18 protein-coding genes, 1 tRNA gene and 1 pseudogene are annotated in these 24,960 nt (G+C 61.3%); 13 read left to right on the top strand and 7 right to left on the bottom strand.

Annotated features, from left to right (window positions below):
- Nucleotides 1-55 precede the first annotated feature (55 nt).
- From ACIQY3_RS17340 to phaR, 6 genes and pseudogenes are all read left to right on the top strand, one after another.
- Nucleotides 56-1,678, top strand: a pseudogene (locus ACIQY3_RS17340) (acyl-CoA synthetase).
- Nucleotides 1,679-1,805: 127 nt separating this feature from the next.
- Nucleotides 1,806-2,132 (top strand): DUF485 domain-containing protein, encoded by a 327-nt coding sequence (locus ACIQY3_RS17335; protein WP_403021557.1) that lies wholly within the window; start codon nt 1,806-1,808, stop codon nt 2,130-2,132.
- Complete coding sequence (locus ACIQY3_RS17330) at nt 2,132-3,802, top strand: cation acetate symporter (protein WP_403021554.1); 1,671 nt, start codon at nt 2,132-2,134, stop codon at nt 3,800-3,802. The genes ACIQY3_RS17335 and ACIQY3_RS17330 overlap by 1 nt, the downstream gene beginning before the upstream one ends.
- 60 nt (nt 3,803-3,862) lie before the next feature.
- On the top strand, nt 3,863-5,635 hold the full coding sequence (locus ACIQY3_RS17325) for an acyl-CoA dehydrogenase C-terminal domain-containing protein (RefSeq protein WP_403021551.1): 1,773 nt from the start codon (nt 3,863-3,865) through the stop codon (nt 5,633-5,635).
- 131 nt (nt 5,636-5,766) lie between these two features.
- Nucleotides 5,767-7,035, top strand: a complete 1,269-nt coding sequence (locus ACIQY3_RS17320) for an OprD family porin (protein WP_403021549.1) — start codon at nt 5,767-5,769, stop codon at nt 7,033-7,035.
- 209 nt (nt 7,036-7,244) lie between these two features.
- Nucleotides 7,245-7,766 carry a polyhydroxyalkanoate synthesis repressor PhaR gene (gene phaR / locus ACIQY3_RS17315; protein ID WP_403021546.1) on the top strand — a complete coding sequence of 174 codons (522 nt, stop codon included), beginning with the start codon at nt 7,245-7,247 and terminating at the stop codon, nt 7,764-7,766.
- Between the two features lie 35 nt (nt 7,767-7,801).
- On the opposite strand, the gene phaP is transcribed toward phaR, so the two are convergent.
- Entirely contained in the window at nt 7,802-8,371 is a 570-nt protein-coding gene (gene phaP, locus ACIQY3_RS17310) for a TIGR01841 family phasin (protein WP_403021544.1), read from the bottom strand.
- A 244-nt stretch (nt 8,372-8,615) separates the two neighbouring features.
- On the opposite strand from phaP, the gene ACIQY3_RS17305 reads away from it, so the two are divergent.
- Nucleotides 8,616-10,979 carry a DUF3141 domain-containing protein gene (locus ACIQY3_RS17305; RefSeq protein WP_403021541.1) on the top strand — a complete coding sequence of 788 codons (2,364 nt, stop codon included), beginning with the start codon at nt 8,616-8,618 and terminating at the stop codon, nt 10,977-10,979.
- A 220-nt stretch (nt 10,980-11,199) separates the two neighbouring features.
- Here the strand turns inward: ACIQY3_RS17305 and ACIQY3_RS17300 are convergent, their stop codons facing one another.
- Nucleotides 11,200-12,237 (bottom strand): AraC family transcriptional regulator, encoded by a 1,038-nt coding sequence (locus ACIQY3_RS17300; protein WP_403021538.1) that lies wholly within the window; start codon nt 12,235-12,237, stop codon nt 11,200-11,202.
- Nucleotides 12,238-12,478: 241 nt separating this feature from the next.
- On the opposite strand from ACIQY3_RS17300, the gene phbB reads away from it, so the two are divergent.
- The 5 genes from phbB (at nt 12,479) to ACIQY3_RS17275 (ending at nt 18,411) form a co-directional block, all read left to right on the top strand.
- Complete coding sequence (phbB, locus tag ACIQY3_RS17295; protein WP_403021536.1) at nt 12,479-13,225, top strand: acetoacetyl-CoA reductase; 747 nt, start codon at nt 12,479-12,481, stop codon at nt 13,223-13,225.
- A gap of 57 nt (nt 13,226-13,282) precedes the next feature.
- Entirely contained in the window at nt 13,283-14,461 is a 1,179-nt protein-coding gene (locus tag ACIQY3_RS17290) for an acetyl-CoA C-acetyltransferase (RefSeq protein WP_403021533.1), read from the top strand.
- A 94-nt stretch (nt 14,462-14,555) separates the two neighbouring features.
- Nucleotides 14,556-16,259 (top strand): class I poly(R)-hydroxyalkanoic acid synthase, encoded by a 1,704-nt coding sequence (gene phaC, locus ACIQY3_RS17285; RefSeq protein WP_403021530.1) that lies wholly within the window; start codon nt 14,556-14,558, stop codon nt 16,257-16,259.
- Nucleotides 16,260-16,382: 123 nt separating this feature from the next.
- Entirely contained in the window at nt 16,383-17,036 is a 654-nt protein-coding gene (locus ACIQY3_RS17280; RefSeq protein WP_213939542.1) for a hydrolase, read from the top strand.
- A gap of 61 nt (nt 17,037-17,097) precedes the next feature.
- On the top strand, nt 17,098-18,411 hold the full coding sequence (locus ACIQY3_RS17275; protein WP_403021527.1) for an OprD family porin: 1,314 nt from the start codon (nt 17,098-17,100) through the stop codon (nt 18,409-18,411).
- Between the two features lie 483 nt (nt 18,412-18,894).
- Here ACIQY3_RS17275 and ACIQY3_RS17270 read toward each other — a convergent pair whose 3' ends face one another.
- Nucleotides 18,895-19,539, bottom strand: coding sequence for a hydrolase (locus ACIQY3_RS17270; RefSeq protein WP_403021524.1), 645 nt, complete (start codon nt 19,537-19,539; stop codon nt 18,895-18,897).
- A gap of 144 nt (nt 19,540-19,683) precedes the next feature.
- Between ACIQY3_RS17270 and ACIQY3_RS17265 the strand changes: the two genes are divergently transcribed.
- Entirely contained in the window at nt 19,684-20,571 is an 888-nt protein-coding gene (locus ACIQY3_RS17265; protein WP_403021521.1) for a LysR substrate-binding domain-containing protein, read from the top strand.
- 3 nt (nt 20,572-20,574) lie between these two features.
- Here the strand turns inward: ACIQY3_RS17265 and ACIQY3_RS17260 are convergent.
- The 4 genes from ACIQY3_RS17260 to fdhE form a co-directional block, all read right to left on the bottom strand.
- A tRNA-Sec gene (locus tag ACIQY3_RS17260) sits at nt 20,575-20,670 on the bottom strand.
- Nucleotides 20,671-22,575: a selenocysteine-specific translation elongation factor gene (selB, locus tag ACIQY3_RS17255; RefSeq protein WP_403021518.1), complete on the bottom strand. Its 1,905-nt coding sequence runs from the start codon at nt 22,573-22,575 to the stop codon at nt 20,671-20,673.
- Complete coding sequence (gene selA / locus ACIQY3_RS17250) at nt 22,572-23,978, bottom strand: L-seryl-tRNA(Sec) selenium transferase (protein ID WP_403021516.1); 1,407 nt, start codon at nt 23,976-23,978, stop codon at nt 22,572-22,574. The genes selB and selA overlap by 4 nt, the downstream gene beginning before the upstream one ends.
- A 51-nt stretch (nt 23,979-24,029) precedes the next feature.
- Nucleotides 24,030-24,956 (bottom strand): formate dehydrogenase accessory protein FdhE, encoded by a 927-nt coding sequence (gene fdhE / locus ACIQY3_RS17245; RefSeq protein WP_403021514.1) that lies wholly within the window; start codon nt 24,954-24,956, stop codon nt 24,030-24,032.
- Nucleotides 24,957-24,960: the final 4 nt, after the last annotated feature.

Here is a 24,960-nt window from a genome sequence, read left to right as displayed (position 1 = left end):
CGGCTACGCTGAAAGGTCAGCCATAGAGCTAACAATCAGCCACCGAGTACCCGTCATGTCGATCTTCGAACAAGGGCTTAGCCCTACGGCTGTCAATCACATTGCCTTGTCGCCGCTCAGTTTCCTCGAGCGCACCGCCCACGTTTACCCCGACTATCCCGCCGTCATCCACGGTTCGATCCGCCGCACCTGGGCGCAAACCTACAGCCGCTGCCGACGCCTGGCTTCGGCCCTGGCCGGTCGTGGCATCGGCAAGGACGACACCGTTGCGGTGATGCTGCCCAACATCCCGGAGATGCTGGAAGTGCACTTCGGCGTGCCGATGATTGGTGCGGTGCTCAACCCGCTCAATGTGCGCCTGGACGCCGAAGCCATCGCGTTCATGCTGCAACATGGCGAAGCCAAGGTGCTGATCACCGACCGCGAGTTCCACAGCGTGATTCACGCGGCGATTGGCATGCTCGACCACCCGCCGCTGGTGATCGACGTCAACGACCCGGAATATGGCGAAGGTCAGGCCGTCAGCGACCTGGACTATGAAGCGCTGCTGGCCGAAGGCGATCCGACGTTCGCCTAGCAATGGCCGGACAACGAATGGCAAGCCATCTCGCTTAACTACACCTCCGGCACCACCGGCAATCCGAAAGGCGTGGTCTATCACCATCGCGGCGCCTACCTGAACGCACTGGGCAACCAGATGACCTGGGCCATGGGCAACCATCCGGTGTACCTCTGGACCCTGCCGATGTTCCATTGCAACGGTTGGTGCTACCCGTGGACCATCACCGCATTGGCCGGCGTGCATGTATTCCTGCGCCGGGTCGACCCGCAGAAAATCCTCACGCTGATCCGCGAGCACCAAGTGACGCACCTGTGTGGCGCGCCAATTGTGCTTAACGCGCTGGTCAACATGCCGGACTCGGCGAAGGCCGCCATCGATCACCCGGTGAATGCCATGGTCGCCGGTGCCGCGCCGCCAGCCAAGGTGATCGGCGCCGTGGAAGAAATGGGCATCAAAGTCACCCACGTCTATGGCCTGACCGAAACCTACGGCCCGGTGACGCTCTGTGCCTGGCACGCCGAGTGGGATGAATTGCCGCTCGATGAGCGCGCGCAGATCAAATCCCGCCAGGGCGTGCGTTACCCGACACTCGAAGGCGTGATGGTCGGCGACTCGACCACGCTGAAACCAACCCCGCGAGACGGCAAGACCATCGGCGAGATCTTCATGCGTGGCAACACCGTGATGAAGGGCTACCTGAAAAATCCGACTGCCACCGCCGAAGCCTTTGAAGGCGGCTGGTTTCACACCGGTGACCTGGCGGTGTGTCATCCCGACGGCTACGTCGAGATCAAGGATCGGCTCAAGGACATCATCATTTCCGGCGGCGAGAACATTTCCACCATCGAACTCGAAGGCGTGCTCTACCGCCATCCCGCCGTGATGGAAGCCGCCGTAGTCGCCCGGCCCGACGAAAAATGGGGTGAAACGCCCTGCGCCTTTATCACCTTGAAGGCCGATCACCCGGACGTGCGCGAGGCGGACATCATCAGTTTCTGCCGCGAACACCTGGCCGGGTTCAAAGTGCCGCGCACGGTGATCTTCACCCTGTTGCCGAAGACCTCCACGGGCAAGATCCAGAAGTACGTGTTGCGCGACCGGGCCCAGGCCCTCTAACCCTCACCGACGTTTAACGCTTCCAAGCGGCAGGTCCCGGACCTGCCGTTTCGGGCTCGTGCGCGCCCAATTCGGCTGCACGGCCCTGCCCCCACACACCGACAACAAAAACAATGTGGAGCTACCGATGATCGACATCCATTCAACCGACACCCAGCGCTGCGAACGGATTCGCACCAATCCGAAATTCCTTCAACTGGTCAACAGCCGCTCGCGCCTGGCCTGGTCGTTGAGTGCCACGGTGCTCGGCACCTATTACCTGTTCATGCTGGTGGTGGCGTTTGCCCCTAAATGGTTGCACGCACCGCTGGGCGAGAACCGGATGTTGACCCTGGGTATGCCGGTGGGCGCGGCGATCATCATTTTTTCCTGGCTGCTGACGGGCTGGTACGTCTACCGCGCCAATACCCGTTTCGACGCACTCGGCGCCGCGATTCTTGAGGAGAGCAAGTGATGACTCTTTTCAGAAAATTGTTCCTTGCGGGTGCAGGGTTGCTGTCGTCCTGCGTCGTACTCGCCGCGCCGCTGACGGGCGCGGCGGAGAAACAACCGCTCAACCTGAATGCGATCAGCATGTTCTTCGTGTTCGTGCTCGGCACGCTCTGCATCACCTGGTGGGCCGCGCGGCAAACCAAATCCACCTCGGATTTCTACACGGCGGGCGGCGGCATCACCGGGTTCCAGAACGGCCTGGCGATTGCCGGTGACTACATGTCCGCCGCCACGCTGCTGGGATTGTCGAGCCTGGTGTTTGCCAAGGGTTACGACGGATTCATCTACACCATCGGCTTCTTTGTCGGCTGGCCGATCATCACGTTCCTGATGGCCGAGCGCTTGCGCAACCTGGGGCGCTACACCTTCGCCGACATCGTCTCCTATCGGCTGGACCAGAACAAAGTGCGGATCTTCGCCGCGTTCGGTTCGCTGACGGTGGTGTGCTGCTACCTGATCGTGCAGATGGTCGGCGCCGGTCAGTTGATCAAATTACTGTTCGGCCTCGACTACCCCGTGGCCGTGGTGATCGTCGGCGCTTTGATGCTGGTGTACGTGATCTTCGGCGGCATGATCGCCACCACCTGGGTGCAGATCATCAAGGCTGTATTGCTGTTGGCCGGCGGTACGACCTTGGCAGTCATGGCCATGTCGCAATTCGGTTTCAGCTACGAAACCCTCGCCGCCAAAGCGGTTGAGGCCCACGCGAGTGGCTGGAACATCATGGGCCCCGGCGCAATGCTCGCCGACCCGATCAACACCGCGTCCATGTCCCTCGGGCTGGTATTCGGGATCGCCGGCCTGCCGCACATCCTGATGCGTTTCTTCACCGTGCCCAATGCCAAGGAAGCGCGTAAGTCGGTGTTCTATGCCACCGGTTTTATCGGGTTCTTCTTCCTCGTGGTCTGCACCCTGGGCTTCGCGGCGATGGTCATCATCGGCACCGACCCGCAGTACTACGTCAACGGTGAAGTCGGCGGCGCCTTGATCGGCGGCGGCAACATGGTCGCCATGCATTTGGCCAAAGCCGTGGGCGGCAACCTGTTCTTCGGTTTCCTTGCTGCGGTGGCGTTCGCCACCATTCTGGCAGTGGTCTCCGGGCTGGCCCTGGCCGGTGCGTCGGCGATCTCCCATGACCTCTACGCCACGGTATTCAAGCAAGGCAAGGCCCGCGAGAAGGAGGAAATGCGCGTCACGCGCATGGCCACCGTAGGCCTGGGCATCATCGCGATTCTGCTGGGCATTCTGTTCGAGAAGATGAACGTCGCGTTCCTGGTGGGCCTGACCTTCGGCATCGCCGCGTCGACCAATTTCCCGGTGCTGATCATGGCCATGTACTGGAAAGGCCTGACCACCAAAGGCGCGATCCTCGGCGGTTTCGCCGGACTGATCTGCGCGCTGGTGCTGGTGATTCTATCGCCGGCCGTGTGGGTCAACGTGCTCGGCCATGCCCACGCAATCTTCCCGTACGACCACCCTGCGCTGTTCTCCATGCCGCTGGCGTTTCTGGTGATTGTCGTCGTGTCCCGGCTCGACCGCAGCGTGCGCGCCGACAAGGAACGCGATGCCTATGCCGACCAGTTCGTTCGCGCCCAGACCGGCCTCGGCGCCGCCAGCGCTTCCAGTCACTGATTGAGCAAGCACGGCCCGCCGTTGCGGCGCTGTGCCCACCGTCCCAAAGAGGTTCACGTTATGCCCGAATTCAACGCTCCCCTGCGCGACATGCGCTTCGTGCTGCATGAAGTGTTCGACGCCCCGGCCCTGTGGGCGCGTCTGCCGGCCCTGGCCGATAGCGTCGATGCGGACACCGCCGACGCCATTCTTGAGGAAGCGGCCAAAGTCACCTCGCACCTGATTGCGCCACTCAATCGCAGTGGCGATGAAGAAGGCGCGCACTGGGTCTACGGCCAGGTCACAACGCCGATCGGTTTCAAACAGGCTTACACCACTTACATTGAAGGCGGCTGGGTCGGTTTGTCCGGCAACGCCGAGTTCGGCGGCATGGGCATGCCGAAGATGCTCGCGGTGCAGTTCGAAGAAATGCTCTACGGCGCCAACTCCAGCTTTGCGCTGTATTCGGCGTTGAGCTCCGGCGCGTGCCTGGCCCTGGATGCCCACGCCAGCGAAGAACTGAAACGCATCTACCTGCCGCCGATGTATGAAGGCCGCTGGGCCGGTTCCATGTGCCTGACCGAAGCCCACGCCGGCACCGACCTGGGGCTGATCCGCACCCGCGCCGAGCCTCAAGCCGATGGCAGCTTCAGCATCAGTGGCAGCAAGATCTTCATCACCGGTGGCGACCAGGACCTGACCGACAACATCATCCACCTGGTGCTGGCCAAACTGCCGGACGCGCCGGCCGGTCCCCGTGGCATTTCGCTGTTTGTGGTGCCCAAAGTGCTGGTCAATGCCGACGGTTCCCTCGGCCATGCCAACGCGGTGAGTTGCGGCTCGATCGAACACAAGATGGGCATCAAGGCCTCGGCCACTTGTGTGATGAATTTCGACGGCGCCAGCGGTTGGCTGGTGGGTGAAGCCAACAAAGGGTTGGCGGCGATGTTCACCATGATGAATTACGAACGCCTGTCCATCGGCATTCAGGGCATCGGCTGCGCAGAGGCGTCGTATCAGAGCGCGGTGAACTATGCGCGGGAACGGGTGCAGAGCCGTTCCCCGACCTGCGCCATGGCCCCGAACCAGATCGCCGACCCGATCATCGTTCACCCCGACGTGCGCCGCATGTTGCTCAGCATGAAAGCCATGACAGAGGGAGGCCGCGCGTTCGCCAGTTACGTCGGCCAGCAACTGGACCTGGCGAAGTTTTCCGATGACGCCCGGGAACGGGACAACGCGCAAACCCTGGTGGCGCTGCTGACCCCGGTGGCCAAGGCGTTTTTCACCGACACCGGCCTGGAAAGCTGCATCCATGGCCAGCAAGTGTTCGGCGGTCATGGCTACATCCGCGAATGGGGCCAGGAACAATTGGTGCGTGACGTGCGCATCGCGCAGATCTACGAAGGCACCAACGGCATTCAGGCGCTGGACCTGCTCGGGCGCAAAGTGCTGGCCGACAGCGGCGTTGCGCTGCGCCAGTTCACCGGCGAAATCCGCCACTTCGCCCATCAGCCCGACGCGCCCTACTCCGTTCAACTGTTCGACGCCGTGCAGCGCCTGGAAAACCTCAGCGACTGGCTGCAAGACCAGGCCGCGACCAACCGCAATGAAGTCGGCGCCGCGTCGGTGGAATACCTGCACCTGTTCGGCTACGTGGCCTACGCCTGGCTCTGGGCGCGCATGGCCCAGGTGGCGAAGAAAAAGCGCAGTGACGACCCGGCGTTTTATGGCGCGAAGATCGCCACCGCGGATTTCTATATCGAACGCCTGCTGCCACGCATCCTCAGCCTGGAGCAATCCATTCGCGCCGGCAGTGGCTCGTTGTATGGCCTGAGCGCCGAACAGTTCTAACGATTGAACCGCACGCGGCGCCCCCGCTCCTCTCTTCGGGCGTTCGCGTTTTTTACTGAATAAGCCCTCGCCTGTCGGGCGAGGGTGTGTGAATCGCTGTTCCAAAAAAATAAAAACAAAGGGGCTTCACCATGGACCGTCACACCCGCACGCTCGCTACCCGACTGTTATTGGCCGGTGGCGTCATCGGCCTCTCGGCCCCCGCTTCGGCGGACTTTATCAAGGACAGCAAGGCCAGCCTTGAGCTGCGCAACTTCTACTTCAATCGCGATTTTCGCCAGGACAACGCCGCGCAATCCAAACAAGAGGAATGGGCCCAGGGTTTTCTGCTGCGTTACGAATCCGGCTTCACTGACGGGTTGATCGGCTTCGGTGTCGATGCCATTGGTTTGGTCGGGGTCAAACTCGACTCCAGCCCGGATCGCGCCGGCTCCGGCTTGCTGCAACGCCATCGCACTACCAGCAAAGGCGCCCAGGATGAATATGGCGAGCTGGGCTTAACCGCCAAGGTCCGCGCCTCCAAAACCACGCTAAAGCTGGGCACTTTGCTGCCGAAATTGCCAACGGTGCTGGCCAACGATTCGCGGCTGTTGCCGCAGACGTTCGAGGGCGGTCAGTTGACCTCGCTGGAAGTGGAAGGCCTGACCATGGACGGTGGACGCCTGAAACAGGTCAACCAACGCGATTCCTCCGACTACGAAGACATGAGCATCACCAAGACCGGCGCCAAAGGCATCATCACGCCCCAGGCCACCAGCGATCAGTTCGACTTCGCCAGCCTCAACTACAAATGGACCGGCAACCTCGCCACGGGCTACAGCTATGGCCATCTCGACAATGCGTACAGCCAGCACCTGGTCAACCTGACCTACGTGTTGCCGGTGACCACCGGCCAGTCGTTCAAGAGTGATTTGCGCTTCGCCCGCTCCACCCACGATGGCGGCAGCAACGTCGATAACAAGGCGCTCGGCGCGATGTTCACCTACACCCTCGGCGGGCATGCGCTGGGTCTGGGTTATCAGGGCATGAGCGGTGACACCGGTTTCGCCTACATCAACGGCACCGATGCGTTCCTGGTGAACTTCGTGCAGATCGGCGACTTCGCCAGCAAGGACGAAAAGTCCTGGCAGGCGCGCTACGACTACAACTTCGCGGCCATCGGCGTGCCGGGGCTGACCTTCATGACCCGTTACCTCTCGGGCGACAACATTGACCTGGGCGGCAATCGCCCTGAGGGAAAGGAGTGGGAGCGCGATACCGATATCGGTTATGTCGTGCAGAGTGGCCCGCTGAAGAACGTTGGCGTGAAATGGCGCAATGCGACCGTGCGCTCGACTAACTTTGGCAGTGATCTGGATGAGAATCGGTTGATCGTCAGTTACAGCCTGCCGATCTGGTAAGCACCACATGATCGTTCCCACGCTCTGCGTGGGAACTATCGAAATCTTCGGTGTGCTGGCGGGCCTCTTCGCGAGCAAGCCCGCTCCCACAGGGGCTTGTGGGCGCTGCAGATCCAGTGTGGGAGCGGGCTTGCTCGCGAAGGCGGCCGCAAGGGCAACAAAGAAGGTTAAGATGCCTGCAAATCAGGCTCGCCCACGAGATGCCCCGCATGACAGATAACAGTCGGAACACACCCCGCCTGATCAAGAAATACCCCAATCGCCGCCTGTACGACACCCACACCAGCAGTCACTTGACCCTGGCCGACATTCGTCAATTGGTGGTCGATAAAGTCCCGTTCCAGGTGGTCGATGCCAAAAGTGGCGAGGACTTGACCCGCAGCATTCTGCTGCAAGTCATCCTGGAAGCCGAAAGCGGCGGCGAGCCGATCTTCAGCAGCGAAATGCTGATGGGCATCATCCAGTTCTACGGCCCGTACCAAGGCGTACTCGGCAGTTATCTGGATAAAAGCATCCAGACCGTGATCGACATCCAGTCCCAGACCGGCGCCCAGTCGACCGAGGCCTGGAGCACGTTCATGCACCAACAGGCGCCGGTGATGCAGGACTTGATGCGTCAATACGTTGATCAGTCCAAGGCCCTGTACCTCAATACCCAGAACATGTTCGGCCTGTTCGGCGCCAAGCCTGCCGCCGATAACGAGCCGAAAAAAAATGGCGATGGGGAATAACCCCATCGCCATCGGTGCCGCTGGCCTGATTTGACTTACTTGTTAGCGCTGGTCGCCTTGGCGGCCGCTTCTGGAGCGGCTTTGCCGGCGGCGGCCGTCGCTGCGTCGAAGCCGCTCTGCGCCACATCAGACGCCTGTTTCACGGCTTTCTGGGCGCTTTCGAACACGGTGCCGGCATTCGCCAAACCCGACTTGAACGCGGCAACCACAGGCTCGGAACCCGCCGGGGCGTTTTTGCTGATCGACTCAACGAACTCATTCACCTGCTGGGTGCCCGCCTCGACCTGACGCTCGGTCAGTTTGGCGATGTCCGATTGCGTGCCGACGATCAGTGCTTGTACCTGACGATTGAATTCGGCCAGGCGTTCGGTTTGCGCGCTCGGCTGGGTGAACGACGCCTGCAAATCGGCGAAGCCTTGTGGATCACGTACCGCCAACAGCTTACGAACACCTTCGAAGTGCTCTTCGGTGGAGTCGCGCAGTGCCTTGAACTGCAACTGGCTCAGCTGTTCAACACTGGCGAAGACTTTGCCGCTGATTTGCTGCAAAAGATCGAGGTTGGCTTTCTGAGTGGCTTGCAGTTTTTCCGAGTTGAAAAAAGACATGCTGAAATCTCCTGGTACTGGAAGGCCCATTCAGGCCTGAGGACGCGACAGCAATCCGGGCAGTCGTCGCGTTAGCCTTGATATTGCAGTGCACAAAACTGTTTGGCAACGGATATTTTGTGCACCGCAAAATAAACGGTACGCCTCGCGTGGTTATTCCCTATAGACTTGTGAAAATCCGATGATCGGCCTAGCCATTGCTAGTCTGGCTGACGGCTCCCCCGCACAGTGTCAGGAAATCACCATGGGCCAGGACGAAAATATTGCAGCGCAAGAAGAAGCGCTTTATTCAGCAGCCGGTTTGTTCGAACACCTGAATCACCTGCAACGCCTTAATGCTCGCAACGTGCTCGACGCCGTGCAGCAGCGCCAGGCCAAAACCTTCGCGCCGCTGAGCCTCGGTCAGCTCAAACAACCCACGGCGGCTGACTGGCAGGCCTACTTCACCGACCTCGGCCAACGCAGCCTGTTGTTCTGGGACACCTTGCGCCAACGCGGCGACAACACCCTGGCCCACGAACGGGCAGGCTTTCCGCTGCTGCTCAAGTTCGAGCATGAAACCCTGGTCAACGGCGCCGACCTGCCGCGCCCGGTCAACTACTCACTGTTGCGCATCCTCAGCCACGAGCCATCTATCGACGGGCAACCGCCGGTGATCATCATCGACCCGCGCGGCGGTCACGGTTCGGGCATCGGCGGTTTCAAGCAGGATTCGCTGATCGGTGAAAGCTTGCGTGCCGGCCATCCCACCTACTTCATCGCCTTCAGTCACTCGCCTGCCGCTGGACAAACCCTGGCGGACATCGTCGAGGCCCAGGCGCACTTCATCGAAACGGTCAGCGCCCGACATCCAGCCAGCGCCAAACCGGTGGTAATCGGCAACTGCCAGGCTGGTTGGGCGCTGATGGGACTGGCCGCGACAAGGCCCGAATTGCCTGGGCTAATCATCGTCAATGGCGCGCCGTTGTCTTACTGGGCCGGGGTCAACGGGCGCAATCCGATGCGCTACAGCGGCGGTTTGCTGGGTGGCGGCTGGATGGCGCGCCTGGGCAGTGACTTGGGTAACGACCGTTTCGACGGCACCTGGCTGGTGAGCAATTTCGAGAACGTCGACCCGGCCAATACCTACTGGGGCAAGTACTATCACCTGTTCAGCGAGGTCGACACGGAAGCCGCGCGGTTCCTCGATTTCGAACGCTGGTGGGGCAGCCCGACGCTGCTCAACAGCGAAGAAATCGAGATGATTGTCGATGACCTGTTTATCGGCAATCAGCTGTCCGGTGGCCTGGGGCGCAAGAGCAGCGGGCTCGACCTCAAGCGCATTGAAGTGCCGGTGGTGGTGTTCTGTTCCTATGGCGACAACATCACCTCGCCGCAACAGGCGCTGGACTGGATCGCGGATGTGTACCCCAGCGACCTGGCCTTGCAAAACGCCGGGCGCACCATTGTCTACCTGCGGCATGCCAGCATCGGTCACCTGGGGATTTTCGTCTCCGGCGAAGTCGCCCGGCGTGAACACCGCGAACTGCTGGGCGCGGTCGACAGCATCAACGCCCTGCCCGCCGGGCTCTATGAAATGCTGATCGACGATCTGCCCGATGCGCACTACGCCGTGCGTTTCGAACCCCGACGCATCGCCGACATTCATGGCGAAGCGCAGCCGCCCCGGGACGATGATCGCGAGTTCGCCCTGGTCGAGCGCGCCTCGGACATCAACAACAACCTGTACGACAGTTTTGTCCGTCCGTGGCTGCGCCCGTTGATCAACGAGCCGAGCGCCGAGCTGATGCGCAAGGCCCATCCGTTCCATCAACAGCAAGTACTCTGGAGCAGTTTGAATCCGGCGCTGTGGTGGCTGGCCGGCAGCGCGGCGCAGGTGCGCAATGATCGTCGCCCCGCCGCCACGGACAATCCTTTGCTGGCCTGGCAGGCGTTGTTTTCCAATCAGATCCAGGACGCGTTGAACGGTTACCGCGATCTGCGGGATGCCACTCAGGAACTGTGTTTCTACGGCGTGTATGGCGCGCTCAACAGCCTCACCGGCAACGTCGCCGGTCGCGATCTCCAAGCCCACGCCGAAAACCACGACAAAGTCCTGCTCGAGCGCCTGCAAACCGCCCTGCCCCTGGGCGGCCTGATGGAAGCCTTGGTCCGCATCCTGTTCCTGCTGGGCCGTGACAGCGATGCGACGGGCAAAGCCAACCTGGAAAAACTGCTTGAGCAACTGCAGGTGCTGCTGCAAGACCACAGTGCCGAACCGCTGGACCTGCGCGAAACCCTGCAAACCCAGAAAATGCTGGTGCTCACTCACCCACAAGAAAGCCTGCGCAGCTTGCCGCTGCTGCTGCCTGAAACCGAGGAACGCCAGCAGGTCTTGGCTGCCGTTGCCAATCTGTTGCCGGAGTTGCTGAACGAAACCGCAACCGGCCATGCCTTCTGGTGCGAACTGCATACCTTGCTTGAAGTGCCGCTGCCGGGGTTCAACCTGACTCAACCACCCGGTGAAACGAATGTGGCCGAAGAACCAACGCCCGTCGCCGAGGCTGTAACCTCAACACGCCCGACCGCCAAGCCGCGCAAAGGCGTAAAGAAATTGCCAAGAAAATGAATACACATCGCGGCGTCTTCCAGATCCACCCCTCACCCCAGCCCTCTCCCCATTGGGGAGAGGGGGAAAGGGAGCCGATCTTCATGCTGTTCAAACCTGAGTTCGACTCGATATTTCAGGTCGATGTAGCTCCAAGAACAACTCGGTCGGTCCCCTCTACCCCTTGGGGAGAGGGTTAGGGTGAGGGGTGGCTATAATTGACACCCCAAAAAACTCACACTCAAACCGGGGCGGTTTCCTCGATCTCCAGGGACTCATCCGCCCGGTACTGCCCCGGCGTCATGCCAAACCAGCGGGTGCACGCCTTGTTGAAGCTGCTGTGGTCATGAAAACCAAGGAGATAGGCGACATGCTTCATGTTGAAGTGAGAATGGCGCAGGTAAAAATCCGCCAGTTGCCGGCGCACGGCGTTCTGCACGTCCTTGAACTGCGTGCCGTCCTTTTCGAGGGAGCGTTGCAGCGTGCGCTTGCTGATGTTCAGCGCGGCAGCGATCGACTCCATGTCGTATTGCCCCTTGCCCTGGCTCAATCGCTCGCTGATCAACGCGCGAATCCGGCCGACGATCGAGAAGCCGAACAGCAGGTCCAGTTGCGCTTCGGCAAAACTGTCGTGCAGCACCGCCAGTGTTTCGTTGGCCATGCTCAACGGTCGCAGCACTTCCTGGCCGTCGAACAGAATGCTGTCGTAGGCCGCGTCAAATTGCAGGTTGTTGCCAAACAGGCGCCGATGTTCAGACGTGTCCGCCGGTTCCGGATAACTGAACTCCACGTTCAGCGGTTGCGGCGAGTTGCCGCCCGCCAGCCAACGGCAAAACCCCATCAACGACGCCAGTGCCGCATCGACGTATTGCCTGGGCTTGACCGAGCCGGCCTGCTGGTGATCGAGGGCGGCCAATCGATAGTTCTGCTGCTCGGCCATGAAAAACAGGCTGAACCCGGTGCCGATCAACGGGCTGAAACGCACCAGCCGTTCGAGGGCGCGCTTCAGGTTGAGGCTGGACATCATGGTGTAGCCGACAATCTGAAAACTGCCTGGATGGAAGTTGCCATAGGCTTTGAGGCCAATGTCCGGATCACCGCTGGCCTGAGCGGCCAGTGTCCACAATCGATAGATCGCCCTGCGCTCGCAAAACGCGCCTGGCAGGTTCGCGAGCGTGATGTCCAGTCCAGCCTCCCGACACAGACTGGCGACATCCAGTCCTTGAGCCGAGAGCGTATTCACCAGCACGCTGGCATAGCCTGAACTCATTCTGTACATGGCGTCCTCATTGACCTGTGGAACCGGACATCCTGTCCGGAGCCATTACCGATCTGCGTTGAATCAAAGAATAACGGGCCGCTCAATGTCGAGTGTTGATCCCAGTATAGGTATTCCTCGCTTTTAGCCACGTTTGGCACCGTTGGACACCACACCGTCACCTCACAACACTTCCGCAGGCCCCGGCAATACCGAACAATCCTCCCATCTTGCAGCGCAAAAGAAAAAAGGGAAGAAGTCTATGAAGTCGCTTGGTCGTATTGCATTGGTAACCGGTGGTATGGGCGGGATTGGTACGGCGATCAGTCAGCGTCTTTACAAGGAAGGCTTCAAGGTAGTGGTGGGTTGCAGCGCCAATTCCAGCCGCAAGGAAGAATGGGCTGCCAAACAGTCGGCAGCAGGGTTTGAGTTCGATTTTGTCTACGGTGACATCACCGACTGGGAGTCGACCCGCACCGCCTTCGAGTGGGTCAAGGAGACGTACGGCCCGGTCGATGTGCTGGTCAACAACGCCGGCATTACCCGGGATGCCTCGTTCCGCAAACTCACCCCCGAAGACTGGAACGCTGTGATCGGCACCAACCTCACCGGCATGTTCAACACCACCAAACAGGTGATTGAAGGCATGTTGGGCAAAGGCTGGGGACGCGTGATCAACATCTCGTCGATCAACGGTCAGCGCGGCCAGTTCGGCCAGACCAACTACAGCGCGGCCAAGGCCGGCATCCACGGCTTCACCATGGCGTTGGCGCGGGAAGTGTCGGGCAAGGGCGTGACCGTCAACACCGTGTCGCCGGGCTACATCCAGACCAGCATGACCGCCGCCATTCGCCCGGACATCCTCGACAGCATGATCGCCGCCACGCCGGTCGGTCGCCTCGGCCAACCCGAGGAAATCGCCTCTATCGTCGCCTGGCTGGCATCCGATGAATCGGCCTACAGCACCGGTGCCGACTTCTCGGTCAACGGCGGCATGAACATGCAGTAACCCGTGCGGGGCATGGAGGCCCTGCTGCCGTTCGACACATTCTTGATGAGGTCACGCATGAACGAAGTCGTAATCGTTGCCGCTACTCGTACCGCCATCGGCAGCTTCCAGGGTGCCCTGTCCGCGATTCCGGCCACCGAACTGGGCGCGGCGCTGATTCGCCGTTTGCTCGAACAGACCGGGATCAACGGCGAACAGATCGATGAAGTGATCCTCGGCCAGGTGCTCAGCGCCGGGTCGGGGCAAAACCCGGCACGCCAGACCGCAATCAAGGCCGGCCTGCCCTTCACCACGCCCGCCATGACGTTGAACAAGGTCTGTGGTTCCGGGCTCAAGGCTGTGCAACTGGCGGTCCAGGCGATCCGTTGTGGCGACGCCGAACTGGTGATTGCCGGCGGCCAGGAAAACATGAGCCTGGCGCCTTACGTCCTGCCCAAGGCCCGCACCGGTTTGCGCCTGGGCCATGCGCAATTGCAGGACAGCGTGATTCAGGACGGTTTGTGGGATGCCTTCAACGACTACCACATGGGCATCACCGCGGAGAATCTGGCGCAGAAGTACAGCCTCACTCGCGAGCAGCAAGATACCTTCGCCGCCGCCTCGCAACAGAAAGCCGCCGCGGCCATTGAAGCCGGTCACTTCAAGCGGGAAATCACCCCGATCCTGATTCCCCAACGCAAGGGTGAGCCGCTGGCCTTCGACACCGATGAACAGCCACGCCCGGACAGCAGCCTCGCGTCCCTGGGCAAACTCAAACCGGCGTTCCAGAAAGACGGCAGCGTCACCGCCGGCAACTCATCGACCCTCAACGATGGCGCCGCCGTGCTGTTGCTGGCCAGCGCCGCCAAGGCCGAGGCGCTGGGATTACCCGTCCTGGCGCGGATCAAGGCTTACGCCAGTGCCGGCGTGGACCCGTCGATCATGGGCATTGGCCCGGTGCCGGCCACCCGTCTGGTGCTGGAAAAGGCCGGCTGGAGCCTTGATGACCTGGACCTGATCGAAGCCAATGAAGCCTTCGCCGCGCAGTCACTGGCGGTTGGTAAAGAGTTGGGCTGGGACACCAGCAAAGTCAACGTCAACGGCGGTGCGATTGCCCTCGGCCATCCGATCGGTGCATCGGGTGCGCGGATTCTGGTGTCGCTGCTGTTTGAGCTGATCCGTCGCGATGGCCACAAAGGCCTGGCCACGTTGTGCATTGGTGGCGGTCAAGGCGTGAGCCTGGTCATCGAGCGCTAGTCACACCGAACTGCTTGCCTTAGCTGCTGACGCGGCACCGTACGCGGTGTCGCGCTTTTTTCTGCCCGGTTGACCTTTGTGGGCAAGGAGTTCCATGGATAACAACGCGCACACGTTCAACACCTACTGGTCTGGCCAGGTTCCGTTCATTGCTTCCTTTGCAGTGCAACAATTACGCCTGTGGGTCAGCACCAATCCGTGGTTCACAGGGCATGAATACAACGACTGGTTCGACCTGCCCCGTGGCACCCTCGACAGCCTGCAGTCCGACTATCAGCTGCAATGGGGCGACCTCGGCCAGCGCCTGATGACCGGCCAGCCGTTCAAGTTTGAGGATCGACGTTTCGCCAGCGGCGCCTGGAGCCAGCCGCTGTTTGGATCGCTGGCGGCGTTTTACCTGCTCAACGCCGGTTTCCTGCTGAAGCTGCTGGACAAGTTGCCGATCAAGGACAAGAAACCGCGCCAGCGCTTGTTGTACCTTGTGGAGCAAGCCATTGCCGCCGGGGCGCCGAGCAACTTCCTCGCCAGCAACCCGGATGCCTTGCAACGGGTGGTCGACACCCAGGGCGCCAGCCTGCTCACGGGGTTGCTGCACCTGGCCAGCGACCTGCAAGAAGGCAAGATGCGCCAGTGCGACAGCAATGCGTTCAAGGTCGGCGTGGATTTGGCCACCACCCCCGGCGAAGTGGTATTCGAGAACGAACTGTTCCAGCTGATCCAGTACTATCCGCAAACCGAAACCCAGTACCGGCGCCCGGTGTTCGTGGTGCCGCCGTCGATCAACAAGTACTACATCCTCGATTTGCGCCCTGACAACTCAATGATCGGTCACCTGTTGAAGCAAGGGCATCCGGTGTTCCTGATGTCCTGGCGCAACTTCGACCAGGCACACGCCGGCACAACCTGGGATGACCTGATCGAAACCGGCATCATCAAAGGTCTGCAAGTGACCCGGGAGATCAGCGGCGAGCAGCGACCCAACTGCGTCGGCTTTTGCATCGGCGGCACACTGTTGAGTACGGCGCTGGCGGTGTTGGCCGCGCGCGGCGACAAGGACATCGCCAGCGTCAGCCTGCTGACCACGTTCCTCGATTACCTCGATACCGGCCCCATCGACATCTTCGTCGACGAACAACTGGTGGCCTACCGCGAGCGCACCATCGGCGGACAGGACGGTCCGATCGGCCTGTTCAAGGGCGAGGACATGGGCAACACCTTCTCCCTGCTGCGGCCCAATGACTTGTGGTGGAACTACAACGTCGACAAATACCTCAAGGGCCTGAAGCCGACTGCCCTGGACCTGTTGTTCTGGAACAACGACAGCACCAACCTGCCCGGTCCGATGTATTGCTGGTATTTGCGTCACACCTACCTGCAAAACGACCTGAAATCCGGAGAGCTGGATTGCTGCGGCGTCAAACTGGACCTGCGGGCCATCGAGGCGCCGGCGTACATCCTCGCCACCCACGACGACCACATCGTGCCGTGGAGAAGCGCCTATGCCAGCACCGAACTGCTCGGCGGCACCAAGCGCTTCGTGCTCGGCGCCTCGGGGCACATCGCCGGGGTGATCAACCCGCCGGCCAATCAGAAACGTCATTACTGGACCAACAACCGCGTGACCAAAAAACCGGACACCTGGTTCATGAATGCCCAGCAACATCCCGGTAGCTGGTGGAACGACTGGTTTGTCTGGCTGGCCGAACACGCCGGCGAGCGCCAGCCTTCGGCGCTGCATACTGGCAACACCCAGTACCCGGCGCTGGAATCGGCACCGGGGCGTTATGTGATGCAATGACCCGCCGCCCTGCGCGATGGATGGCCGTCGCGCAGGGCGCGCACAACTCAGCACACCGACTCAAGATCCCCGCCCGAATCTGCGCAACCATGAGCCTTCACTCACTCCCGTAAGGACCTCGTGATGGCCATTGCAAAAGCAGTTCCCGGCAAAACCCTGCTGACCCCTACCGATCACACCCTGATCATGATCGATCACCAGTCGCAGATGTCCTTCGCGACCAAATCCATCGATGCCGTGACCCTACGCAACAACGCGGCGCTGGTGGCCAAGGCTGCGCGTGGCTTCAAGGTTTCGACCATCCTCACTACCGTGGCCGAGAAGAGTTTTTCCGGGCCGATCTTCGACGAAATCAAGTCGGTGTTCCCGGAACACAACGTGATCGACCGCACCAGCATGAACACCTGGGAAGACGAGCGCATCGCGGTTGAAGTCAACAAGTTCGGCAAGCAGAAAATCGTCCTCGCCGGCCTGTGGACGTCCGTGTGCATCGTTGGTCCGGCGCTGTCGGCGATTGACCAGGGTTTCGAGGTGTATTTCATCGCCGATGCGTGTGGCGATGTGTCGATTGAAGCCCATGACATGGCGATTCAACGCATGATCCAGCTCGGCGCCCGGCCGATGACTTCGTTGCAATACCTGCTGGAATTGCAACGTGACTGGGCTCGCAGCGAGACCTACGAAGAAACCGTGAAAACCTCCATCGCCAATGGCGGCTCGTATGGCTTGGGGCTGATCTACGCCAAAACCATGTTCGGCGCGTCCGAAGGCCATTAAGCAACACCGGCGACTGCGTGGGGTTTACCTGCGCAGTCGCTGCCCTCGTGGTGATCGATCCATGAAGTTTTCTTCGTTAAATCGCAGCCTGTGCTTGTCGATACTGTTCACCGGCACCGCCCTCGCGGATGAACCGGCACCCAGCGGGTTTCTGAATGGCGCAACGCTGGGGGTGCTGAGCTGCAACTTCTACCTCAACAGCGACTATCGAACGCCCTCGCCCTCTGGAAAAAGCTACAAAGCTGAATGGGCTCAAGGGTTTATCAGCACATTTGAATCCGGTTTCACCGAAGGCGTTCTGGGTTTTGGCCTGGACGCCCATGGGTTTTTCGGGCTCAAGCTGGATGGCGGCAAAGGGCATTCGGGCACCGGGTTGTTGCCGGTCGATAGTGACGGTCGCAGCGACAGCAATTATTCCAGTGGCGGTGGCGCGATCAAGATTAAGGCGTCCCGCACGACCCTGGCGTTAGGTGAAATGACCGTGGAAACCCCGGTGTTTGATACGTCAGACAAACGCCTGCAACCGGAGTACGCCACGGGTTTTCTCATGAACAGCCGGGAAATCGACGGCATGAACCTGGTGGCTGGGCACTTTACTGCGTTCAAGAATCAGGACAGTTCATCGGGCAAAGGCGATTTCTTTGGTTACGGTGCCAACACCGAGGCTGGCGGGATTTCCTTTCTGGGGGCTGACCTGTTCACTAACAGCCCGGTGGGCGGCGCGTTGTATGCCTCCGAACTGAGCGACACCTGGCATCAGTACTACGGCAACCTGCACCTGAAGCAATCGAATCTGTTCCTCGACGCGAATCTGTATCACACGCAAGACACCGGCCGTGCGCTGGCGGGTGCGATCGACAACACCGCCTACAGCTTGTCGGGCAAATACAGCCTTGGTGCCCATGGTTTTACCCTGGCCTATCAACAAATCAACGGTGACACGCCGTTCGATTTCGTCGGTGGCGACTCCATATACCTGGCCAACTCGATCAAGTACGCCGACTTCAACGGCGCCCATGAACGTTCCTGGCAAGCGCGCTATGACCTCGACCTGGGGGCGTTCGGCGTTCCGGGGCTGAAGTTCATGACCCGCTATGTGACCGGTCGCGACATCGACGGCACCCATGCGCCCAAGGGTGGCGCCTACAACCCGGTCGACGGAGAAAGCGGCGAGTACGTGCCGCAACAAGGGGACGGCGGAAAGCATTGGGAACGCGACATCGACTTGCACTACGTCGTGCAATCCGGGTCGGCCAAAGGCTTGTCCCTGCAACTGTCCCACGTCTCCCATCGAGGCAACACCGCACAGGCCGGCGACGACATCGACCGGGTCTACGTCGTCATCGAATACCCACTGACCTTCGGGCCTTTCTGAAATCCCTGTAGGAGCGAGGCTTGCCCGCTCCCACAGGGGAATGGCAGTGGTCACGGAATTGGGTTTCACGCAGATCAAAATGTGGGAGCGAGCCTGCTCGCGAAGGCGGTGGATCAGGCAACATCTCTGTCGACTGACACTCCCCCTTCGCGAGCAAGCCCGCTCCCACAAGGGGAATGGCGGTGGTCACAGGATTGGGTTTCACGCAGGACAAAATGTGGGAGCGAGCCTGCTCGCGAAGGCGGTGGATCAGGCAACATCTCTGTCGACTGACACTCCTCCTTCGCGAGCAGGCTCGCTCCCACAAGGGGAATGGCGGTGGTCACAGGATTGGGTTTCACTCAGATCAAAATGTGGGAGCGGGCTTGCTCGCGAAAGCGGTAGGTCAGACAACATCTCTGTCGACTGACACTCCCCCTTCGCGAGCAAGCCCGCTCCCACCTGTTTAGCCCTGTGTTGAGTTCAGGGCCAGTGACTGATCGCTTACTTGACCTGCCGCTGCGGTGCCTTGTGCACCATGGTGTAGGCGTAGTCCACGCCCATGCCGTAGGCGCCGCTGTGTTCGCGCACCAGTTCCATCACGGCGTCGTAGGTTTCCTTGTGGGCCCAGTCGCGTTGGTATTCGAGCAGGACTTGTTGCCAGGTCACCGGCACCGCGCCGGCCTGGATCATCCGTTGCACGGACATGTCGTGGGCTTCCTTGGTGGTGCCGCCGGAGGCGTCGGTGACGATGTACACCTCGTAACCTTCAGCCAGTGCTTCCAGCGCCGGGAAGTTCAGGCAGACCTCAGTCCACAGCGCGGCCATGATCAGCTTTTTGCGCCCGGTGGCCTTGACCGCCGCGACCAGCGCCTTGTCTTCCCAGGAGTTCATCGAGGTGCGCTCGATCGGCTGTTGATCCGGGAACACACCGAGCAATTCCGGCCAGATAAAACCGCTGAAGCTTTCGGTCTCCACCGAGGTCAGGATGGTCGGCACGTTGAAGATCTTGGCAGCCTTGGCCAATGCCACGGTGTTGTTCTTCAGGGTCTGGCGATCGATCGATTGCACACCGAAGGACATCTGCGGCTGGTGGTCGATCAGGATCAGGGTGGAGTTGGTTGGGTTGAGCAATTCACGGATGGACATGGCGAGTTCCTTTTGATGTCGATGAGTTGTGTTTAATGGGTTAGTCGCTGTTTGTTGGCGGCTTGGTTGCTAATTTAGGCGCTAGTCTTAAAAGGAACAATTCCCTAGAATCGGGAATCATTGATTCCAAATTAGGGACAATCCTTGGACCGTATCGAATGCATGCGCGCGTTTATCGTCACCGTCGGTGAAAACGGCTTCGCCGCCGCAGCCCGGGCGATGGACGTACCGCGCTCAAAAGTCAGCAAACAGATTCAAGCGCTGGAAGAAGCGATCGGCGTGCAGCTGCTGCAACGCACCACCCGCAGCCTGCACCTGACCGAGGCCGGCGCCGAGTATTACGATGCGGCGCGGGAACTGATCGCCTCGCTGGACGAAGCCGAACAACGGGCCCGGGATGGCGTCGGTGAATTGCGTGGCGTGCTGCGGATCAACGCACCGATGTCCTTCGGGCTGCGGCGTCTGGGGCCGCTGATCCCGGTGTTCCATGAGCTGCACCCGAACATCGAATTGCAACTGGTGCTCAGCGACCAACAAGTGGACCCGGTGCGCGGTGGTTTCGATGTGACCCTGCGAATCGCCAGCATGCCGGACTCATCCATGGTCGCCCGCCTGCTGGCCCCGGCACCGCGAATCATGGTCGCTTCGCCAGCCTATCTGGAACGCGCCGGCACGCCCCAGGTGCCGAAGGACCTGACCGCCCACCAGTGTTTGAACTACGGCTATCTGCAAAGCGGCGTCAGCCTGCAATTGAGCAACGGCAAGGACACGCAACGGGTCAACGTCACCGGCCCCTTGCACGCCAACAACGGCGATTTGCTCGCCCAGGCCGCCGAAGCCGGGATGGGCATCGCCCTGCTCCCGGATTTCATTGTCGAAGAGGCGCTGGCGGCGGGTCGGCTGGTGTCGGTGCTGTGCGAATGGCAGGCGCCGCCGATCACCATCAACGCGGTGTACCCGTCGGCGCGGCGAGTGCCGCAGAAGACCCGCACGTTCATTGATTTCCTGATCAAGGAATTGGCGCCACGGTGAAACTGGCGGAAGGCAGCCGGAGTCGAACCTGCCCGGGAACGGATGCCGTCCCCAACCGGGTTTGAAGCCCGGCCGCGCCACCGGGCGCGATTGCCTTCCTTATTCGTAGGTCTGGGCCAGTGCGCTGTTGAGGCGGACCTGGCGCCGGTCGCCGATGCGGCGGGTCAGGCCGATCCGGTCGAAGTACTCAAGAATCTGCACGCTGCGCTTGCGACCCAACCCCACCGCATCACGAAACGCCGCGACCTCGATCACCGGGTTTTCACCGGCCAGTTGCAACAGCATAGCCGCCAATCGGCGCAGCACCGCGTCGGTGTAGAACAGGTCGCGCACCACTTGATGCAGCAAGCCCAGCCGCGCCATTTTGCGCAGCAGCAGGCGCACCGCCGCCTCGTCATGCCCCAAGTCACGCACCCACGGCGGATTGAAACCGGCCTGCTCGAAGGTTGGCTGCAATTGTTGCCACAAGGCTTCGTCGTCGGCACTCAGTCGCACTTGATGATCGGGCAGGTGCAGCCATGGCCCGCTGCTGGCTATCGCTTCGCTGGTGAGCAATTCGTCGAGCAGACTGATGAACGTCGGGCGGTCCAGCGCCGAGCCCGAGAACCGGCGCAAGCGATCGCGGTCCGGGCCCATTTGATCCGGTTCCAGTTGATGGAAGCGTGCGAGGTGCTCCAGCAATGGCGCCTTCAACCCATCCCAACGGGCGGCGCTGAACAGTAGCGGACCTTGGCGGATGGCAATCAGGCGCACATCGGCGGGCAACACCCAACTATCCCGTGGACGATTGAATTGGCGCTCCAGGCGTTGCGGATCAAGTCCGGTGTCGCTGTGGGCCAGCAGCGCGGGCAGGACGGCTTCCAGGCTGTCGGTGCTGGCGAGGGCTTGTAACTGCGCCAAACGCTCGGGACTGCGACGCTGTCGGCTCGGCGCAAACGGATCGAGCACCCGTCCACCGCCAAGAGTGCGCTGGGCGCTTTGGTCGCGCAGGATCAGCGGATCGCCCTTCACCGCGTGCACCGGCGCATTCAACAGCAATTGCGCGAACATCCGCTCACCCGGCGCCAGGCTCGGGCCTTCCAGCAACGCCACGCGCCCGGTCACGTCCTGCGTGCCGAGGTGCACATGCACCGGGTGAAAGTGAGGAAACGCGGTGGCTTCGCTGGGCAACAGGCGCATGTCGATATCCAGCCGCTGGGTCGGCGCGTGCAGCCACTCGGCCAGTAACCATTGGCCACGGTGAATCTGTTCCAGGTTCAGGCGTTCGGCGCTCAGGTTCAGCGCCACCCGTTGCCCGGCGAAGGCCTTTTCAGACGCCTGGTTCTGCGCATGCAGGCCGCGTGCTCGCACCGGTTTACCCAACGGCCCGAGCAGTAACGTATCGCCCACGGCCACCGCACCCGACAACGCCGTGCCCGTCACCACAATGCCGGCGCCGGCGACGCTGAAGGCTCGGTCAATTGCCAGCCGAAACCCACCGCTTTTACTGCGTTGAAGAACCTGTTTTTGCGCAACGAGCAGCGCATCACGCAACGTCTCAACGCCCTCGCCGGTGACGCTCGACAACGGGATCAGCGACGCGTCGGCATACGGGCCGGACGCAAGCAACGCCTGGATCTGCACGCGGACTTCCTCGACGCGCGCAGGCTCAACCCGATCACACTTGGTAATCGCCACCAACGCCCGAGGAATCCCCAGCAACTCGACAATCGCCAGATGCTCGCGGGTCTGGGGCATCACGCCGTCATCCGCCGCGACCACCAACAGCACCAGGTCAATCCCTTGCGCCCCGGCGAGCATGTTGTGGGTGAAGCGCTCATGCCCCGGCACGTCGATAAACCCGGTCAGTACCGCCCCCGGTTCCAGCGCCGCGTAGAGATAACCGAGGTCGATGGTCATGCCCCGCTCACGCTCTTCACGACGCCGATCCCCCGCCTGACCGGTCAGCGCCTCCAGCAACAACGTCTTGCCATGGTCGATGTGCCCGGCGGTGCCGACGATCACCCTGCGCTTCCTTTCAACTGATCGAGTTGCGCCAGCCACGCCGCTTCGTCGTCCAGCTGCCGCAAGTCCAGCCACAAGGCGTCATCGTCAATGCGACCGAGCACCGGAATCGGCAAGCTCCGGAACGCCGCTTCCAGCCCATGCAAGGTTCGGCCGCGCAGGCGTTTGGAAGCCACCGGCCGCAGGCACAACGCCGCGCTCGGCAAACGTGCCACCGGTTGGCTGCCGCTGCCGATCATGCCCAGCGCCGGCACCGCGCTGACATTCCAGCCTTCGTCCAATACCAGCGCCAGTGACGGTTGCAGGCGTTCGGCCTGGGCGAGGATGTCGGCTTGTGATCGGGTCAGCAGGCGCAGGCTCGGCAAGCGTTCGGCGAGGCGATCAGGGTCGCGGTACAAACCCAGCACCGCTTCCAGCGCCGCCAACGTCAGTTTGTCGACCCGTAGCGCTCGTTTGAGCGGGTTCTTCTTGATCTTCGCGATCAGATCCTTGCGCCCGACAATCAACCCGGCTTGCGGACCGCCGAGCAACTTGTCGCCACTGAAGGTCACGATGTCCGCGCCATCCAGCAGCGCCTGCCGCACCGTCGGCTCCGCCGGCAAGCCCCAACGGGTCAAATCCAGCAAACTGCCGCTGCCCAGGTCTTCCAGTAACGGCAAGGCATGCTTGTGCGCCAACTCGGCCAGTTCCGCCGTCGGCACGCTGGTGGTGAAACCGGAGATCGCGTAGTTGCTCGCATGCACGCGCATGATCAAGCCACTGCGCAGGCCGATAACGGCTTCATAGTCCTTGGCGTGGGTGCGGTTGGTGGTGCCGACTTCCCGCAGACGAACCCCGGCCCGCGCCATGATGTCGGGGATACGAAACGCGCCGCCGATTTCAATCAGCTCACCCCGGGAAATGATGCCTTCCTTGCGCGCGCCGAGGCTGTTGAGGGTCAGCAACACCGCGGCGGCGTTATTGTTGACCACGGTGACCGCTTCGGCGCCGGTCAACTCGCGGATCAAGCCTTCGATCAGGTCATCCCGGTCGCCACGCTTGCCGCCGTGTAAATCGAATTCAAGATTGATCGGATAGCGTGCGGCCATTTGCACCGCTTCGATGGCCTCTTCGGGCAACAGCGCCCGGCCCAGATTGGTATGCAGAACCGTGCCGGTGAGGTTGAACACCCGGCGCACGTGGCTGCGATGTTGGGCAATCAGGCGTTCACCTGCGCGGCCCGCGAGCACTTCGGGCGCAATCTCGACTGCCGCCAGTTGTCCTGACAAAACCGGCTCGCGCAGGTCATCCAGCAACTGCCGCAGACTCGCCAGCAACGCCTCCCGCCCATAGCGCTCAGCCAGTGGCTGACACGCTGGATGGCGCAACAAACTGTCGATGGAAGGCAGACGCAGGTTGGACATCGGTAACTCCGCAAAGCAATGGACCGTCGCGCCTGAGTGTAGACGCTGGGTTCATTCGCCTCCGGGAGCCAACAACAGATTCGGCGCCAGGCGCTGATAGCCTTCCTGCTCCAGGCGCATGTCCAGCAACAGGCTGGTCAGGTCGGTCGACAACGGCTCGGCCTCGGCATCGTTTTCCAGATACAGCAGTTTCAGATAGCTGTTGCAGCCGGGACAGACTTCCGCGCGCAACGGCGCCTGATCCGCCGCGTATCGATCGTCATCGAGGCTAACGTATTCCAGGCCTTTGCTTTGCTCGCAATACACACATTTGACCCGCACCACATGCCATTCACAGGCACACAGCGAACACACCAGATAGCGCAAACCGTTGAACTTGCCACGATGGCGAATCACCCCGGCCATGGCCGGTGAACCGCAGGCCGGGCATTGGCTGAGGCTGTCACCGGGCTTGAGATCCAGGCTCAGAGTGTCCAGCAGCCAATGGCTCCACGCCACTTGCAGCGCCGCGCCAAGAAACGGCACCACCGCCGCCGGCAACAAGGTGAATTGGCCGCTGATCAAGGCAACCGCCCAAGCCTTGAGCTGTCCCGGGTTGGCACCCAGCAACGTGTTGATCGCGCTTTTGACTGCCGGCTGTGGCGGCGGCTTATAGCGCAGCAACAGCGCGTACAGAAACGGCAGCCAATCACCTTCGCGCACCAGACTGTCAGCGGCGAGCGGCGGCAAACCGTGCTGCTGGCAGGCTTTCAACCGTTCGGGGTCTGGCAGCTCATCAACCGGCAGGTCATCCAGCATTTCCTGTTGCAGATGACACAACCCGGCCACCAGCCGCAGGTAATCCGCCAGCGGATGACCCTCGGCCAGACGCTCCAGCCCCTGCGCGCGCAAGGTGAACAGGTTGCGCGGTGGCAGGTGCAGAAACGGCGGTGAACTGGCCGCCGCTTCAATCTGTCCAGGCTCAAGAATCGTCGCCAAGGTG

The sequence above is a fragment of the Pseudomonas sp. NPDC096950 genome, from assembly GCF_044762525.1.
Classification (GTDB): domain Bacteria; phylum Pseudomonadota; class Gammaproteobacteria; order Pseudomonadales; family Pseudomonadaceae; genus Aquipseudomonas.
Note: the sequence above shows the minus strand (reverse complement) of the source record. Positions and strands in the feature narration are given on the sequence as shown.